The 17,040-nt window shown below is 48.6% G+C and carries 14 protein-coding genes; 4 read left to right on the forward strand and 10 right to left on the reverse strand.

The window, feature by feature from the left end:
- Nucleotides 1–169 precede the first annotated feature (169 nt).
- The gene (ligA, locus tag LKE33_12555; protein MCH3951744.1) at nucleotides 170–2,197 is read right to left on the reverse strand and encodes an NAD-dependent DNA ligase LigA; all 2,028 of its coding nucleotides are present in this window, start codon (nucleotides 2,195–2,197) and stop codon (nucleotides 170–172) included.
- A 12-nt stretch (nucleotides 2,198–2,209) separates the two neighbouring features.
- Complete coding sequence (gene pcrA / locus LKE33_12560) at nucleotides 2,210–4,471, reverse strand: DNA helicase PcrA (GenBank protein MCH3951745.1); 2,262 nt, start codon at nucleotides 4,469–4,471, stop codon at nucleotides 2,210–2,212.
- 169 nt (nucleotides 4,472–4,640) lie between these two features.
- Between pcrA and LKE33_12565 the strand changes: the two genes are divergently transcribed.
- Together LKE33_12565 and LKE33_12570 are read left to right on the forward strand one after the other, a co-directional pair.
- Nucleotides 4,641–5,432, forward strand: a complete 792-nt coding sequence (locus tag LKE33_12565; protein ID MCH3951746.1) for a tRNA 2-thiocytidine biosynthesis TtcA family protein — start codon at nucleotides 4,641–4,643, stop codon at nucleotides 5,430–5,432.
- 79 nt (nucleotides 5,433–5,511) lie between these two features.
- A complete protein-coding gene (locus LKE33_12570) occupies nucleotides 5,512–6,897 on the forward strand; it encodes an NCS2 family permease (protein MCH3951747.1) in 1,386 nt (461 codons plus the stop codon).
- A gap of 365 nt (nucleotides 6,898–7,262) precedes the next feature.
- Here LKE33_12570 and LKE33_12575 read toward each other — a convergent pair whose 3' ends face one another.
- Entirely contained in the window at nucleotides 7,263–8,282 is a 1,020-nt protein-coding gene (locus LKE33_12575; GenBank protein MCH3951748.1) for a YeiH family protein, read from the reverse strand.
- Between the two features lie 214 nt (nucleotides 8,283–8,496).
- Between LKE33_12575 and LKE33_12580 the strand changes: the two genes are divergently transcribed.
- Complete coding sequence (locus LKE33_12580) at nucleotides 8,497–9,024, forward strand: DnaJ domain-containing protein (protein MCH3951749.1); 528 nt, start codon at nucleotides 8,497–8,499, stop codon at nucleotides 9,022–9,024.
- A 396-nt stretch (nucleotides 9,025–9,420) separates the two neighbouring features.
- On the opposite strand, the gene LKE33_12585 is transcribed toward LKE33_12580, so the two are convergent.
- The 5 genes from LKE33_12585 to LKE33_12605 form a co-directional block, all read right to left on the reverse strand.
- Nucleotides 9,421–10,800 carry a hypothetical protein gene (locus LKE33_12585; GenBank protein ID MCH3951750.1) on the reverse strand — a complete coding sequence of 460 codons (1,380 nt, stop codon included), beginning with the start codon at nucleotides 10,798–10,800 and terminating at the stop codon, nucleotides 9,421–9,423.
- A 208-nt stretch (nucleotides 10,801–11,008) separates the two neighbouring features.
- Nucleotides 11,009–11,722 (reverse strand): RraA family protein, encoded by a 714-nt coding sequence (locus LKE33_12590; protein MCH3951751.1) that lies wholly within the window; start codon nucleotides 11,720–11,722, stop codon nucleotides 11,009–11,011.
- A gap of 155 nt (nucleotides 11,723–11,877) precedes the next feature.
- A complete protein-coding gene (gene crcB / locus LKE33_12595; protein MCH3951752.1) occupies nucleotides 11,878–12,240 on the reverse strand; it encodes a fluoride efflux transporter CrcB in 363 nt (120 codons plus the stop codon).
- Between the two features lie 14 nt (nucleotides 12,241–12,254).
- Nucleotides 12,255–13,148 (reverse strand): LysR family transcriptional regulator, encoded by an 894-nt coding sequence (locus tag LKE33_12600; protein ID MCH3951753.1) that lies wholly within the window; start codon nucleotides 13,146–13,148, stop codon nucleotides 12,255–12,257.
- 304 nt (nucleotides 13,149–13,452) lie between these two features.
- Nucleotides 13,453–13,659 (reverse strand): hypothetical protein, encoded by a 207-nt coding sequence (locus LKE33_12605; protein MCH3951754.1) that lies wholly within the window; start codon nucleotides 13,657–13,659, stop codon nucleotides 13,453–13,455.
- A 224-nt stretch (nucleotides 13,660–13,883) separates the two neighbouring features.
- Here LKE33_12605 and LKE33_12610 point away from each other — a divergent pair, with 224 nt between their 5' ends.
- Complete coding sequence (locus LKE33_12610) at nucleotides 13,884–15,227, forward strand: hypothetical protein (GenBank protein ID MCH3951755.1); 1,344 nt, start codon at nucleotides 13,884–13,886, stop codon at nucleotides 15,225–15,227.
- Between the two features lie 98 nt (nucleotides 15,228–15,325).
- On the opposite strand, the gene LKE33_12615 is transcribed toward LKE33_12610, so the two are convergent.
- Together LKE33_12615 and LKE33_12620 are read right to left on the reverse strand one after the other, a co-directional pair.
- The gene (locus LKE33_12615) at nucleotides 15,326–15,757 is read right to left on the reverse strand and encodes a hypothetical protein (protein ID MCH3951756.1); all 432 of its coding nucleotides are present in this window, start codon (nucleotides 15,755–15,757) and stop codon (nucleotides 15,326–15,328) included.
- A 231-nt stretch (nucleotides 15,758–15,988) separates the two neighbouring features.
- A complete protein-coding gene (locus LKE33_12620) occupies nucleotides 15,989–16,879 on the reverse strand; it encodes a LysR family transcriptional regulator (protein MCH3951757.1) in 891 nt (296 codons plus the stop codon).
- Nucleotides 16,880–17,040 lie beyond the last annotated feature (161 nt).

The raw sequence follows: 17,040 nt of genomic DNA on the forward strand, positions 1-17,040 counted from the left end.
GCTGGTGGATAGTGGACAGTGGTTAGTACACCCGAATAGACTTCTACCTTGGCTGAATCTTAAGAAATTGAGCAGATAACAGTTAGTTTTTTATGGTACGCTGCAAATCGCAAAAAAAGAGCTATGAAGGAATGATGATTTGTTCCTTCATAGCTCCTTTTGATTTTATTCAGCGATTGCTGTTTAACAGTCTGCGGAATTCCGCTTCGTCGATAATCGTTACGCCAAGCTGCTGGGCTTTCGTATATTTGCTGCCCGGTTCCGCTCCGGCTACCACATAGTCCGTCTTTTTGCTGACGGAACTTGTAACCTTGGCCCCGACCTCCTGAGCCATGGTCTGTGCCGTTGCCCGGTCGAGCGTCGGCAGCGTTCCCGTGAAGACCATCGTCTTGCCAAAGAAGGGATGATTTTCGTTGGCGGCTGCCGTCCCCAGCATCTTCATATTGAGGCCCAGTTCTTTCAGGCGTTCAATATAATCCTGATTGCCCGGATCTCCAAAGTACGTCACGACACTTTCGGCAATGACGTGGCCGATATCCGGGATCTGTGCCAGTTCGGCCTGAGAAGCATTCATCAATGCGTCCATGGTACCGTATTTTAGTGCCAGGATACGCGCCACCTTCGCTCCTACGTGGCGAATGCCCAGGGCAAAGAGCAATTTATCGAGACTCTGCTCCTTACTGGCTGCAATGGCCTGAATCAGGTTATGAGCCGATTTTTCTCCCATCCGGTCCAGTTCCATGACTTGTTCTTCCGTGAGCAGGTACAGGTCACTCGGATCTTTAATCAGACCTTTGTCCTGCAGCTGTCCCAGAACGGAAGGACCGCAGCCGTCGATATTCATCGCGTCGCGGGACGTAAAGTGAATGAGCCCTTCGCGGCGCAGTGCAGGACAATGAGGGTTCGTACAGCGAACAGCCGCTTCCCCTTCCTTGCGTTTGACCGGCCAGCCGCATTCCGGACAGGTTTCCGGCATATGGAAGACCTTTTCCTCGCCGGTACGCTTCTCCGGCACAACATGGAGCACTTCCGGAATAATTTCAGCTGCCTTATTGATGACGACACGGTCTCCGATGCGGATATCTTTTTCCTTGATAAAATCCTCATTATGCAGTGTCGCACGGCTGATGGTACTACCCGAAAGCTTTACCGGATCAAGTACGGCAGTCGGCGTCAGAACGCCCGTACGACCGACCTGGATGACTATATCCCGCAAGGTCGTTTCGGCCTGTTCAGGCGGGAATTTGTAGGCCATAGCCCAACGCGGATCCTTACCTGTGGCACCGAGAATATTCTGCTGCCATACGGCGTTTACCTTAACGACGACACCGTCCGTATCATATCCCAGGCTGGCGCGGCGTTCGCCGTGTTTTTTAATGAGCTCGTTGGCTTCCTGAATGGTCTTGACCTTCGTCCGGCCTTCCGTCGTCGTAAAGCCAAACTGCTGCAGCCGGTCCATGGATTCATTATGAGTCGGCAGCGCGCCTGTCCCGATACCATAAGCAAAGAAAGCAAGGGAACGTTTAGCCGTTACGCGCGGGTCGAGCTGTCGCAGGGACCCTGCCGCCGCGTTGCGCGGATTGGCAAACTCGGTCTCCCCTCTTTCCTGACGTTCCTCGTTGAGCTCCAGGAACGCGTGGCGGGGCATGTAGACTTCTCCGCGCACATCGAGCAGTTCGGGTACAGGGACGCCCGGAACGGACTTCAGCACCTTCGGTACATTCTGAATGGTCCTCACGTTCTCCGTCACATTTTCGCCGACATTACCGTCACCGCGGGTAGCGGCCCGGACAAAACGGCCGTTTTCGTAAATGATGCTGCAGGCAAGACCGTCGATTTTCGGTTCTACGACGTATTCTACTTCCGTACCTTTCGGCAGTCCTTCGTGAACGCGGCGGTCAAATTCTTCCATTTCCTCCGGTGAAAAAGCATTGGCCAGACTCAGGAGAGGGGTAATATGATGGACTTCCGTAAAGCCCGGCTTGGCATACCCGCCGACATGCTGCGTCGGGGAATCCGGCGTAATGAGATCAGGATACTCTGCTTCAATGGCGCGCAGTTCCCGCATCATATTGTCGTACTCGGCATCCGTAATCGTCGGATTGTCCTGCACGTAATACAAATAGGAATTTTTGGCAATTTCCGCTTTGAGCTCGTCAGCTCTCTGCTTTGCTTGTTCCTTTGTCATTTCACTCATGATGTTCGCCTCTTATGCTTTCTGCAAAACTTTATATTTCGTAAGAATCGTTTTGATGCCCGCGCCCGGGAAGGCCACTTTGACAACCTGTCCGTCGGGATCCGGTTTGGCGGAGATGATGGTTCCTACGCCCCACGCCTTGTGCCGCACTTTATCGCCCGGCACAAAATCTGTCGGCGCGTCGCCTTCCGGTACGAATCCACCGCGTTTGGGCGGCGGATTTCCTAAAATCCCACCGCTGCGTCTTTGGACAATGTTGCGCAGTCCCGACTGGAACCGGTCACGGTGAACGCTTTCTCCGCCTCCCCAACGGCTCTGACCCTCATAGGAGCTGTGCGTCGTCGGCACGGCATTTTCGATAAGGTTCCGCGGAATTTCCTGAAGGAAACGGGACGGCGGATACATGACGGTCCGTCCGTACACCATGCGGCTGCGGCAGCTTGTCAGGAAAAGGCGCTTTTTGGCCCGCGTAATTCCGACGTAGCAAAGACGCCGCTCTTCTTCCAGTTTTTCGTCATCGTCCAGCGAGCGCTGGCTCGGGAACAGACCTTCTTCCATGCCTGCCATAAAGACGACCGGAAATTCCAGTCCCTTAGCTGAGTGCAATGTCATGAGCGTAACGCTGTCCTGGCTCAGTTTGGCATCATCAATATCCGAAACCAGGGCGACATGATTCAGGAAGTCTTCCAATGTCTTACTGGTTTCATCGCTGTCATCATTCACAAATTCATCGGCAATCCGCATGAGTTCCTGAAGGTTTTCGATTCTTCCTTTGGACTGCTCCGAATTTTCCGTTTCCAGTGCCTCCAGATACCCCGTCTTCTTAAGCACTTCATCCATCAATTCCTTTACGGAAAGAACGTCTTTTTTGGCCCGGAGCTCGTCCATCATCTGACTGAAAGCGGTAATTTTCCCGTAAGCTCGTCCCAGGACAGGCTGCACGGCAGGATTCGCCACGATTTCACCGAGCGTCAGCGGCGTCTGGCTCAAAAAGCCTTTGAGCTTCACGACGGAAGCCGCGCCGATACCCCGCTTCGGTTCGTTAATAATGCGTTCCATGGCCTGGATATCGTGTCCGTTGACCAGAACGCGCAGATAAGACAAGGTATCCTTGATTTCCTTACGGTCGTAGAATTTAAGACTCCCGACCATGATATAAGGCACGCCGTTTTTGATCAGCGTCTCTTCAAACATACGGGACTGCGCGTTGGTCCGGTACAGCACGGCCATATCGCCGTATTTGAACCCTTCGCCGCGCAGGCTACGGATATTATGGACGACAAAATCTGCCTCGTTGCGGTCGTTGAAGGCCTGAAAATAGACGATGGGTTTCCCGTTGCCGTTATCCGTCCAGAGATTCTTCGGGCGGCGGGCCGAATTGTGTTTAATGACTTCGTTTGCCGCGTCCAGAATGACCTGCGTAGAGCGATAATTCTGTTCCAATTTGAAGATTCTGGCGTTCGGATAGTCCTTTTCAAAATCAAGGATATTGCTGATATCAGCGCCGCGCCAGCCATAAATACTCTGATCAATATCGCCGACAGCACAGAGATTATTTTCCGGTGCGCTCAGAAGCTTGGCGAGCATGTACTGGACGTGGTTCGTGTCCTGATATTCGTCAATCATGACATAATGGAACCGCTGCTGGTACTTCTCCCGGACTTCCTTGTCGCGCTGCAGCAGGTTGACCGTAAGCAAAAGCAGATCATCAAAGTCCACCGCGTTGCTGGCGACGAGACGTTTTGTATATTCCTGATATACTTCGGCAACCTTCTTCTGATGAAAATCATCGGCCAGCCGTTCGAACTGGTTGGCGTCAATGCGGGCATTCTTGGCATTTGAAATAGTCGACATCAGACTGTTGATGGGATAAAATTTCTCATCCAGGTTGAGTGCTTTCAAGGATTCTTTCAGCACATTCTTGCAGTCCGTCGTATCATAAATGGAAAATCCACTGGAGTAAGGGCTGAGGTGCTTGACTTCCCTGCGCAGCACCTGGTTGCAGAAACCGTGAAAAGTATACAGCCATACATCCTTCGCAGCCGGCCCGACAAGCGCATCGACGCGCTGCCGCATTTCCTTTGCCGCCTTATTCGTAAAGGTAATCGCGAGAATATTGTAGGGAGCGACGCCATGCTGTAGCAGATAAGCGATTCGCGTCGTCAGTACCTTGGTCTTGCCGCTGCCGGCTCCGGCCAAAATTAAAAGAGGCCCGGCTATTTGTTTCACAGCCTTCGCCTGTTGTTCGTTCAAAGAAGCTAATAAATCTTCCATTTTTTCCTCGATTCTTCTATTTTGTCCCTAACATTCTAACAGATTCACTCAATTTTTGCTATAATGGAAGAATCCGTTAAGAATAGTCAAGAGGATAGTGGGTAATGGATAGGACACGCCCGCTGCTTATGACTGTTTTTTCCGTAATTTTTTTGTCAGAGGTTATAAGATGTCCGGAAAAGCATATGTTCCTGCCGATTTTTTGAATAAAATGTGGCGGGCTATCATCGAATTCAATATGATTGAAGAGGGCGACCGGATTTTAATCGGTCTTTCCGGCGGCAAGGACAGCATGTTCCTGACTGCGGCCCTCGCCGAAATCCAGAGGCACAGTCCGCGTCATTTTGAGCTCATGTGTTACACCATGGACGGCATGTTTGCCCCGGATTTTCCCAAAAAGGAACTGGAAGCCTTCTGCAGCCAGTTTCATCTGAAGCATTATTCCGAACAGGTCAATGTGGAAGAAGTCTGGGGACACCGCGGCAACACACCGTGTTTCTCCTGTGCCTATTTCCGCCGCGCCGCCATGAACCGCAAAGCAAAAGAGCTGCACTGCAATAAAGTAGCCCTGGCTCACCATAATGACGATGCCGTAGAAACGCTCATGCTGAATCTGTTCCAGTCCGGTCAGAACAAAACATTTCTGCCGGTTACGTACCTCACCAAAACAGGGATTACGGTCATCCGTCCGCTTCTTTTTTACAGAGAATCCGAAATTATCGCGAACGGGAAAGCAATCGGATTGAAACCGCTCAAGAATCCCTGTCCCTACGACGGCCATACGGAACGTCAGGACATGAAGGAGCTGGCCGTCGAATTGGAAAAGAAGATTCCGCATTTTTACGATCACATGGCTTCGGCCCTCCGCCATTCCGATGAGGAAGAACTGTGGCCGGCACGCCTCAGCCAGAAAGAAATGCTCGCCAGATTCCGTACGTTCTGGAACAAGCAAAAACGCTGAAAGCGTTAATATAGATGTGTTACCCCCAGTTGAAACACGAAGATGCTGACGTGTTTCCCAGAAGAAAGGAAGATCATCCATGGAAGAAATGTTAGACCGTGTTTTCCATCTAAAGGAAAACCACACTTCCGCACGAACGGAAATCGTTGCCGGAATTACTACCTTCATGACGATGGCTTACATTCTCATCGTCAACCCGTCCATTCTGAGTGCCACCGGTATGGACAAAGGAGCCCTGCTCACGACGACAGCGCTCGCTTCTGCCCTGGGCACTCTCTTCATGGCCATCTTTGCCAATTATCCCTTTGCACTGGCGCCCGGCATGGGGCTTAATGCCTACTTTGCCTACACCGTAGTACTGCAGATGGGCTACTCCTGGCAAATGGCACTGGCTGCTGTCTTTGTCGAAGGTGTTGTCTTCATCCTGCTGTCCTTGACCAACATTCGCGAAGCTATCTTCAATGCAATTCCGCTGACGCTTAAAAAAGCGATTTCCGTCGGCATTGGTTTGTTTATTGCTTTCATCGGTCTGTTAAATGCAAAGATTGTCGTCGCGAACCCCGCCACCAAAGTTTCCCTGTTTTCCTTTACAAAATCCATGGCTGACGGTTCCTTCCACAGTGTCGGCATCACCGTCGTCATCGCCCTTATCGGCATCCTTTTTACGGCCTATCTCATGATTAAAAATGTCCGCGGCAATATTCTTTTTGGTATTCTCGGTACCTGGGTCCTCGGCATGATCTGCCAGGCCACCGGCTTGTATGTACCAAATCCGAAGCTGGGCGCTTTCAGCGTATTTCCCGATTTTTCCGGCGGGGCTGCTGCTTTTGTTCCTTTGAATCCCATGCCGGTCTGGGGACAGCTCGATTTTACCCGCGTCTTCTCCCTTGATTTCTTTGCCGTTATCTTTGCTTTCCTCTTTGTCGATCTGTTTGATACCCTGGGTACGCTCATCGGCGTAGCTTCCAAGAGCAACATGCTTGACAAAGACGGCCGTCTGCCGCATATCAAGGGCGCCCTGATGGCTGACTCCTGTGCTACGTGCGCCGGTGCTCTCATGGGAACCAGTACGGTTACAACCTTCGTGGAAAGCGCCGCCGGTGTAGCTGAAGGCGGCCGCACGGGACTGACTGCAGTCACTGTATCAGTGCTCTTCGTACTTTCCCTGTTCCTCTCCCCGTTCTTTATGGCTATCCCGTCCTTTGCAACGGCTCCGGCTCTGATTGTTGTCGGCTTCCTGATGTTCTCTTCCATCACAAAAATTGATATGACGGATCTGTCCGAAGCCATTCCTGCCTACATCGCTATTATTGCGATGCCGTTCTGCTACAGTATTTCCGAAGGTATTTCCTTTGGTGTCATTTCCTACACGATCTTGAACCTCCTGACAGGGCATGGATATAAGATCAGTCCGCTGATGTATGTTTTGACGCTGCTTTTTATTGGCAAGTACATTATGTTGTAAAAAGCACCTGCAGTTACAAGTAAAGGGGCTGTGAAATAATGAAATCATTTTTCACAGCCCCTTTTTCACGCTTTCCGCAGCCCGCCGTCCGTATCTCGCCCGTGGAAGAAAAATGACAAAACATTTTTCTACGAACTTATAAAAATAAGACCTGAAATTTAGGTTATCTGCTAAATTTTAGGTCTTTATTCCTTTATTTGAATCAAAAGCTTTACCACACTGCTGCAAACAAGGCTATATGCCATAGGCCAAAAGCCAAAGGCGCCTTTCATTTCCAAAAAAATCTGGTCCAATAGACGCCCGAAACTCGAGGGCTCTATTGGACCAGATGCTTTTTTTAAGCCGACAATCATGCGTGCTGCATACTACCACAATCCCATCACATGCTGCATAAACAGACTCATGACTGTAATGCCCAGCCAGCAGCAAGCTCCCAGGAAAATAGGCTTGCCGCCTTTTTTGATGAGCGTCACAAGGTTTGTATTGAGACCGATAGCAGCCATAGCGAGGACAATGAAAAATTTGCTCAGCGTTTTGAGCGGTGCAAAGAACGAGGCAGGCACTCCCATGCCGGAACAAACCGTCGTAATGATGGAAGCGATAACAAAGTAAAGAATAAACATCGGGAATACACTCTTTACGGAGACGCCTTCAGAACCCGTCTGCGCCTTGCGGGAACGATACCAGGCAAGAATGACTGTAATCGGGATAATTGCGAGCGTACGAGTCAATTTCACCGTCACAGCCTTATCAAGCGTCTGTGTGCCCAGGTTCCACATGCTGTCCCAGGTTGCTGCCGTCGCCGTCACTGAAGAAGTATCATTGACTGCCGTTCCGGCAAAAATTCCGAATCCTTCCCCGGAGAGCGTATCCATGCCGAGCGCTGTCCCCAGCATGGGAAAGAAAATGGCGGCCAGTACATTGAAGAAGAAAATGGTGGACATGGCCTGTGCGACTTCCTCATCGTTGGCATGGATGACGGGTGCGGTAGCTGCAATAGCAGAACCACCGCAGATGGAAGAACCGACGCCGATCAGGATGGCTTTATTGGAATCCACATCCATGGCCTTCTGAAGCACATAGGCAATAATCAGCGAAGTTGAAATTGTGCAGACAATAATGGGAAGAGACTGCCGGCCGGTTGCCAGGACAATGCCGAGATTCAGGCCAACCCCCAGCAGCACGACTGCCGTCTGCAGGATATATTTTGACGTAAAAGAAATACCGGCACCGACGCGCTCCCTATTTTTAATCAGAGGAGCTGCGATCATGCCAAAGATGATGGCAATAATAGGACCGCCGATAATAGGAAAAAGCTTTCCGAGCAGCCAGGCTGGAACAGCGATCACAAGACAGAGAAGAATACCGGGGAATTTAGCGTTCACGAAAAAGCACCTTCCTTACGAGATAAAATCTTTGCTTATTGTAGCCCATTTTTCTAATAAATAAAAACAATGTTTTATTATCATTACATAAGATAGTCTTATGTATTTATTTTGTGAATCACCCGGCAGCACAATAGTACTGGTACCTCCCCAGGAAGCAGTGATATAATATGAAAAATAAACTATGAAACTATCCGTGAGGGTGAATGAATATATGAATTACTATGAACTTTTAGAGGTATCGGAAACGGCTTCTCCGGAAGTTATCCGGGCCGCTTACCGGGCTCTGGCCAAAAAATATCATCCCGATGTCTATAAAGGTGCCGACCGGCAGCAGATGATGTCAACCGTAAACGCTGCCTATGGCGTGCTTTCCGATCCGGTAAAACGTGCGGAATATGACCGGAGGCTTGCCCGTGAAAAAGGTCCCGGTATGAGGGAAAATTTCCGGAGCCATCCGGAGCGCCAGGGATCCACTTCCATTTTCGGGAAAATCTTTCACGGCATTACGAATGCCGTGGAAAATGGTATGAAGGAAAAGCAGAATGCCTATCTTAAGGGACTTACAATGGAACCTCTGACACTGGTACAAAGCTACATGGCTTCAAAAGGGTTCACACGTCTCGGATGCCGAAAAGCTATGCTGGATAAAGGTCTGCTTTTTGTAAATGATGAAGGCGACTGGCATGCGACTAAGGAGTGCCGGAGGTATGTGGAAATGATTGTCAAAGGACAGGTATAAGAAAAGCACCTCAGATAATCTGGTGCTCGGCTGGCCTCGCACGCATCTTATCTGAGAGCTTTTTTAGGGAAACTTTTTCCGTCCGGCGCAAAAATATGGGTGCATCTGCTGTGTCAGGCTGACTTAGGAACCACTCGATATACTATTTTTGTATTATCTCGAGTTCCTAAGTCAGCCTTCCTTGCATCTACACCCATCTTTTGTGCCGTCCATAAAAAGAGAATGAAAAAACAGGTGTGAGATGGAGTTAGGCTGTGAGAAGGGTACCTTTTACGACTATCTTGCATCAGCGCCGTCAGAAACAAATAGCCGCCAAAGGCGGCCGATGGATAGCGGAAAGTGAAAAAGGGACTGTGAAATAACGCACACGCATTATTTCACAGTCCCTTAATTTCGTTACATAAACTTCGTCAGAAAATCAAAGATTTTTCCGAGACGAACGAGTTCGTTTTGATATTTATTGATTTGTTCCTGCAAAGCAGCATCTGCCTGACCGCTGTCAACAGCTTTGGACAGTTCATCCAGTTTGGCCATAATTTCATCCTGATGTTCTACCAGAAGGCCTGCCAGTTTGCCGAAAACAGGATGGTTCAGAATTTTTTGCAGTGCCTGCTGCTGTTCTTCCAGCGAAGGTGTTCCGCCATTTGCGGAAGGTTTCTGCTCTTGCTGACCGCCCTGCTTCCCGTTTTGGGTTTCTCCCTGAGACTTGGACGAATCTTCTTCAAGGATTTTTTCCTTGATAATTTCATAGATAGGCCCTACCGGTGTTTTCTTCATATCCTCAAAAGTCTGCTGGGCTTTGTCAATAATCGGATCACCGGTCTTTTTCTTGTCCTTTACAGTGCGCTGGAGAATCTTCGTGTAATACCACTTGAGATTCATGATTTCAACGAGCTGCCAGTCACCCTTGGGGTTCTTTTTCATGCGGAGGACCAAAGTGTCTGTCCCGACGTCCGGATTATCCAGACGAATATTGACGAGGGCTTCATCCCCATGTTCCTTGTCAGAAGAAACATCTTTTAGTGTCAGGCTGCCCCAGTCAACGTGCAGGGCCTTATCCGGGTTGGTCTTCTTATAGGAATCGGTCCAGTCTCCCGTCATGACGCCATTCATGATGACCTGCTCCATGTGCTTGGTATATTCAGGTTTGTCTTCTTCTGTATAGGCATCGGTCACACCACTGTCCCATTCTGCTTCACGAACGGCACTGAATCCCTTGGAGAGCACATCAGGCATGGCGACATGTTCCTGGAAAGTCACAGCATCATGTTGATTAATAGATTTTTGGATGAGCTTGACCGCATAGGAAGGGGTCTTTGTATAGTAAAGGAAATACCAGCCGAGTATGGCACCGATAATGACAGCCAGGACAGCCAGCTTAGTCATCCGTTTTCTTTTCTTTTTACGGCGCTCTGCTTCTGCCTTTTCTTTAGCCTCGGCTTCCTTTTGTGCCTTGATGCGTGCCATAGCGGCAGCCTGGGCCTGCGCTTCCGGGCTCATTCCGTTAGGATTCGGCTGGCCATAGCCATGATACCCATTTGTTCCATAACCGGGCAGACCGGGATTGTTGCCACCATTGGGATATCCGCCGGGGTCTTGCTGCCTGCCATATTCATTATGGGCATTTCCGCCGCCATTTTGGCGGGCCCCTGAATATTGTCCATAGGGCTGACCGCCGTTATAATTCTGTCCCTGACTTCCGGCAGGATGCTGCTGACGCGGTACTTCGTCGCCATGCATTCCGTACGGATAGCCGGGGGATTGCTGATTATCCATAAATCAATCTCCTATCTCTTTATTACTTAGCGCTTAAAAGATTCGCCGCGTCCTATTATAGCAAACCTGAAACGTGAGAGAACGACAAAAGTGTGAAAAAGGCGTTCAATTCCATAATAATTCTTAAAATGAAAGAACACAGTAAAACAAAAGGCCGCCGCAAACCGCGGCAGCCTTTTGGACAAAACAGTATTAAATTCCGGACGTCTCAGTTATCACTGCGGAAGGGCTTTGCTATGTCGACCATTTCACAGCCGATGGCTTTCAGTTTATCTTCCACCCAGTCCTGATTGCAGGTACCGGTTTCTTCCAGCTCCTTCAGATTCTTCCGGTCACGGGTCGTAATCTTGACAGACTGCGCCAGTACTTCCTCGGCATTGGCAGGATTGATGAACACGATACCGTCGGAATCGGCAACAACAATATCACCGGGGCAGACAATCTGTCCGCCGACGACAATCGGTACATTGACTTCGCCCGGGCCGTTAAAATACGGACCGTTCGGGCTGATAGCACGAACAAAGACAGGGAAGTTTTCCATTTCGGAAAGCACAGCGGAATCGCGGGTAGCCCCATCGATAATAAGTCCCTTTGCACCGCGGGCGCGGCAGTATTTAGCCGTGACTTCACCGGCAACAGCACGGTCTTCAAAACCACCGGCGTCGATGACGACAACGTCACCCCGTTTTATATACTGGATTGCCGCACGGAACATCAGGTTATCCCCGTGAGGCAGACGAATCGTGAAAGCCGTTCCTACCATGGAACGGTTGTATTTACGCATGGGCTGAATGCGGTGATCGACAGCCCCGAATTTACTCATCGTATCATCAAGGTCAGAAACAGCCAGATCATAGAAACGTCTGACAAGTTCTTTTGGCGGACGCTCGAAATCCTTAATAATTCTGCAGCCAATATTCATTTCTATTCCTCCTTATACATGGTTCCATTATAGGCACGATTTTTACCGGATGTAAAATTCGAATTTAATTAAGAACCCTATAAGAAAAGAGGAAAGAACCCTCTTGCTTTAGATGCAAGGTCATGAACAACAGGTCAGGCATCACGAAAAACCACTCAGCTTATTTTCCTTCCCAAGAGCCAGCCGATCATGACCCCAACCGCACAAAGTCCTACGCTCAATACCACATAGAGCGCTCCCATGCCGCTTTTTCCATGACGGAACAGATTCATCGTCTCCAGGGAAAAAGTGGAGAAAGTAGTGAATCCTCCGCACACACCGGTCTTCCAAAAAAGCATACCCCGCGCCGATACGCCGCGGCTTTCGGCAAGACCTGTCAAGAAGCCGATCAGTACAGCACCCAGGAAATTTGTAATGAGCGTGAGTACCGGAAAATCACCGCCAAATGGCAGCAGAGTGATAGCGTAACGAGCAGCCGCCCCCACAGCGCCGCCGCAGCCCACCATCAGAAAATCCATCTTTGACCCCTTCCTTATTCTTTCTTTGCTTCTACCTCCGCCAAATGGCGCCGCACTGCATCCGTAAAACGTCCCAATGTCGGAGAAAGGTACAAGTTTTTCTTCCAGACAAGAAAAGCTCCGTTGCTGATTTCCGGTTTCATCGGTATCATGACCATATTGTCCGGTACATAACTGAAATCAAGGCCCAGCGCTAAACCGAGACCTTTTTCCACCAGCACACACTTATTAAAGAGGGAAAGATTCATAAATGCAGCCGGTTTCAATTGGTCGGCATACGGTCCGAACCAGTGCTCCAATTGGTTATTGACGCTGCGGCGTCCCGAAAGGATCAAATCTTCATGGATTAAATCTTCCGGCGTGACGAATTCTTTCTTCGCCAACGGGTGCGTCTTGAGCATCAGTACGGTCCACTTATCGGCTTCCGGCATCCGGATAAACTGGAACCGGCTGATATCGACCGGTTCGATGAGCACGCCGAAATCAAGCAGCCCCTTGTCCATTCGTGCGATGACATCATCGGCATTACCCGTATAAATCGTAAAATAAACTTCGGGGTACATACTACGGAATTGTTCCATCACTTCCGTCAAAAACTCAAGATTCCGCGTTTCGCCGCAGCCGATGGATATTTCCCCGGAAATAATAGCATCTTTCTGCAGCATTTCTTCTTTTGTCCGTTCCGCCAGATCCACCAGATCCTGAGCCCGAAGCTTGAGCCGCATTCCGGCTTCTGTCAGCACAATCCGGTGCTTAGCCCGCTGAAAGAGCTGCACTTTGAGTTCTACTTCCAGCTGCTGAATCTGCCTCGACAGCGTCGGCTGTGTTATGTGCAGGATCTGTGCAGCCCGTGTAATATTTTCTTCTTTTGCTATCGTCAGAAAATAACGCAGTACGCGAAGTTCCATGGTTGCTCCTTTCCAGCCTATCGCCTCTATGCGGCCGCACGGCTGTCTACCATTACTTGAGTTTCATTTTATCATAATAGAGAAGCAAAAATGATAAAATGCGTATTTTTTCACAATTAAGACCAGTACATAAGAGTGATTAGTGGCCAGTGGCTAGTACAATTGTGCAAACTACCACCTTGGCAAAGCTTGAGATAGATTACAAATGACAACTACTTTTTTCATTGTAAGCTGCCTGTCTATTTGCTTCCTATGGAAAGATTGGCAACTTACGGCCTGTGACAAGCGAATGCCGGAACTCCGGTTACTTAAAAATCTTAAAAAGGTCAGACAGACCAAATGTGGTCTTGTGATACACTTTATTATATAGTGCTTTTTTAGGGTGAAGAATGCCCATGCCCTTCTTTCCGTAACCGGGAATGACGGCTCTCTTAATGGAACGTTTCAGCCGTCCCGTTGTCCGGGCACTGATTGATCTTTTGAGACTGGGCGTACGAAAACCAAATTTCATGATAATCACCTTTGGAAAAAAATTGTATACTCACCAGTATCATACAACTTTGGCGTGAACTTGACGAATTTATCAACAGGCGTGCAAAATTATTCTTAGTTTGCAGCCAGGCAAATTTTCTTTTTTACACTACTGTTTTACTTTAAAATAGTGTCAGACAGTTGACAATCGAGAATTCTCTTTTTATCATGATGACATAATAGTCCAGAGAAGGTGAAATGGTTATGCACTGGAAGTCTCACCAAGAACGACTTCAAAAACTAAGACGTCTCATTCGCCGCCTGCAGCTGCGTATTGCAACAGATCCCCGGCGCTTTCTGATTTATTCCGTACTGCGTTTTCTCGTCATCGTGACGATGGTTATCTCCTTCTTCCTGGGACAATATGAGAACGTGGCGCTCTGCCTTCTCGCTCTTATTTTGTTCATCATTCCAGCCTTTGCCGAAGAAAACTTTAAGATTGAGATTCCTGTTCTGTTTGAGTCTACAATCTATATTTTCATCTATGCGGCAGCTATTCTCGGAGAGATTCAGCGCTTTTACGTACTGATTCCCGGCTGGGACACGATGCTGCACACCATGAACGGATTCCTTTGTGCCGCTGTCGGTTTTTCCCTCATTGATCTGCTTAACAAAAATAGTTCCAAGATTCATCTTTCTCCCACCTATGTAGTGGTTGCTGCTTTTTGTTTTTCAATGACAGTCGGTGTTCTTTGGGAATTCTGCGAATTCTTCGTCGATATACTCTTTTACGCGGATATGCAGAATGATACCATTGTCCAAACAATCGGCACGCTGGCCGTCAACACTGACAGTGCCCAGAAAGCAACGGTAATTCCCGACATCGTACGTACCGTCATCTATACGAAAAGCGGAAGCACCTACGTCATAAATGGTGGGTACCTTGATATCGGGATTATCGACACGATGAAAGATCTCTTTGTGAATATGATTGGAGCCATTGCTTTTTCCGTCATCGGTTATAACTACATTGTCCGCCATCCGGAAAATAGTCTGGCCCCTCAGCTTGAAATTCGTCCGGAAACGCCGGAAGAAGCAAAGCTCATGGAAATCCACGTAGATACGCTGGAAAAACTTTCCAAAGAGAAAAAGCACGTAGACCTTTCCGTCATCCGCAAAGAAGTGCTCAAACGTTTTGCCCGCCGCTGGCCGCGTACGGCCCGGCGTCTCGAAGTGATTCTGGATCATCAGCAAGCCGAAAGCGGTGTAGCCGTTACAGCGTGGGCTGCCTTTCTCTTTGCGGCAGCGAGCTTCATCCTGCTTTATCCCTTCGGCAGCATCTTTATGAACGTTTTTCTGGTGGCCGTCATTTTTGGTATGATGGCAAGTCTCCTGATTTTCCTTTTCGGACCCGAGACTGTGCAGCGGCGTCAGGGTCTGTGGCTTTGGACTTATCTTTCCGTGGCAGCCTGCCTGTTATCCGTATATAAATGGCTGTCGAAACCGGTTATCTCCTATGCCGATATTAAATTATGCATCGTATCGATTCTGATTGATTTGGGTCTCCCGCTGCTGCTATGGCACCAGGTAAAAAAGAACATGAAGTAAATTCAAAAGGGCTGTGAAACAATAACCACTCATGTTTCACAGCCCCTTTTTTATTCCGTTCGAAGGCCGTACTACCCTGCCGAAAATCGGGACAAAAACTATAGTTTAAAATCAATGACAGCGGATACGCCGACACCTTCCACACGGTTGACGTCAGAGATGGCAAGCCTGTCAATCGGAATCAGCCCTTTGATACGCGCTATATCACTAAATCCAAACTCGAGCTGTCCTACCGCTTTTACCTTATCGACTTGTGACTGAGGCCCTACCACCTGTACAGCTCCGATATAGCTCCCGCTGCCAAGGCTCAGGATAGGCACTACCTTAGTCGCATATTCAGTATCTACTTCCTTCTGGGAAAAGATTTTGTTAATGAACGTATTGATTTCATCCCCATAACGGGTCACCAGATAAGAGATGCCGCCCAATTTCAATATCGATCCGATATCAAAAGCCTGTGCTGTCATCATCCCGCCGCCAAAACCAAAAAGAGAGGCGGCCAGTATACCGGCAATAAACTGTTTTTTCACGGCTGACGCTCCTTTCTAAAAATCCTTCATGATTCTATTCTACCGAAAAATCATGACTAAACCGTGACGAAAGAGAAATAAGTTTAGGACTGGTGACTTTTGGGGTAAGAGTTACATAAGTTTTGAAAAAGCGGCCACTCTGCAGCAGCTTGTGAATAACAGATTACTGATATAACTTAAAAGGGGCTGTAAAGCAATGATTACGCATTGTTTCACAGCTCCTTCATTACATTACTTCATATTCTTCAAATCGCCAATCTCGACACAAATGGCGCGATACCGGTCTCCATAGATACTGCCCTTTTCCCAGATAAAGGTGAAGTCATGCAGCACAGAAAAATCCTGCAGCTGAATCCGTTTCAATTTTCCTTCGCTGATCAGGCTGGCTGCAGCGGCTTCATACAAGAAGGAAACTCCCACATCCTCTTCCAGAAGCTGAAGGATGGCATGCATCCCCCCTACTTCAATCACGCTGGAAAAGTCGGAAATTTTGCATCCCATCATAGCCAGGTGATTTTCCAGGACGCGGCGCGTGCCGCTCCCCGGTTCCCGCACAATGAGTCTTTCCTTAAAAAGATCAGCCATAAAATGCGGTTCTTTTTGGAATTGGTGAGCTGCAGAACAAACAGGAACAAAGGATACGGTCTGATACCTCATAGAATCAAATTCCATAGGGTCGAAGTATCCTTCCACCAGAGCAAACTGGATTTTTCCCTCCTTGATTTCCTGCACAAGCTCTTCCGTGTTGGCAATGCGCATCGTAATAGAAGCGTCAGGATGCTTGCGGATAAACCGTGCGAGCGGAGAGGCAATGACATATTCCCCGATTGTCTTTGTCACTCCGAATTCGATTTTGAGTTTTTCCGGATGATCCTGCATCCGACGCCATAATTCTGCTTCGTCATTCATCATAGCGGTTCCCGCTTTACGAAGCAGCTCTCCTTTGGGAGTCAAGTGAAGTTTTCTTCCCTTGTAAGTAAATAATTTAACTTTGTAATAATCTTCCAGATAATGGATATGCTGGGAAACGGCAGGCTGCGTAATATGCAGTTTATGGGCCGCCGCCGTGAAATTCATGGTCGTGCATACCGTTAGAAACGTCTGCATCCGTGTATCCAACATGGTGTGTCCTCCTGTCATCTTTGAACTTCTAACAATCCCGAGCCTCCTTCATGCCCCCTTAGCCCTGATTATTTCTGATAACATCGTTCTGTGATTGAAAAAATTCAAAAATTATCAAAGATTTTGCAGAACTTTCGGGCTTATTATAACACAAATCAGTT

Source organism: Acidaminococcus sp., assembly GCA_022482815.1.
In the GTDB taxonomy this organism is placed as follows: domain Bacteria; phylum Bacillota; class Negativicutes; order Acidaminococcales; family Acidaminococcaceae; genus Acidaminococcus.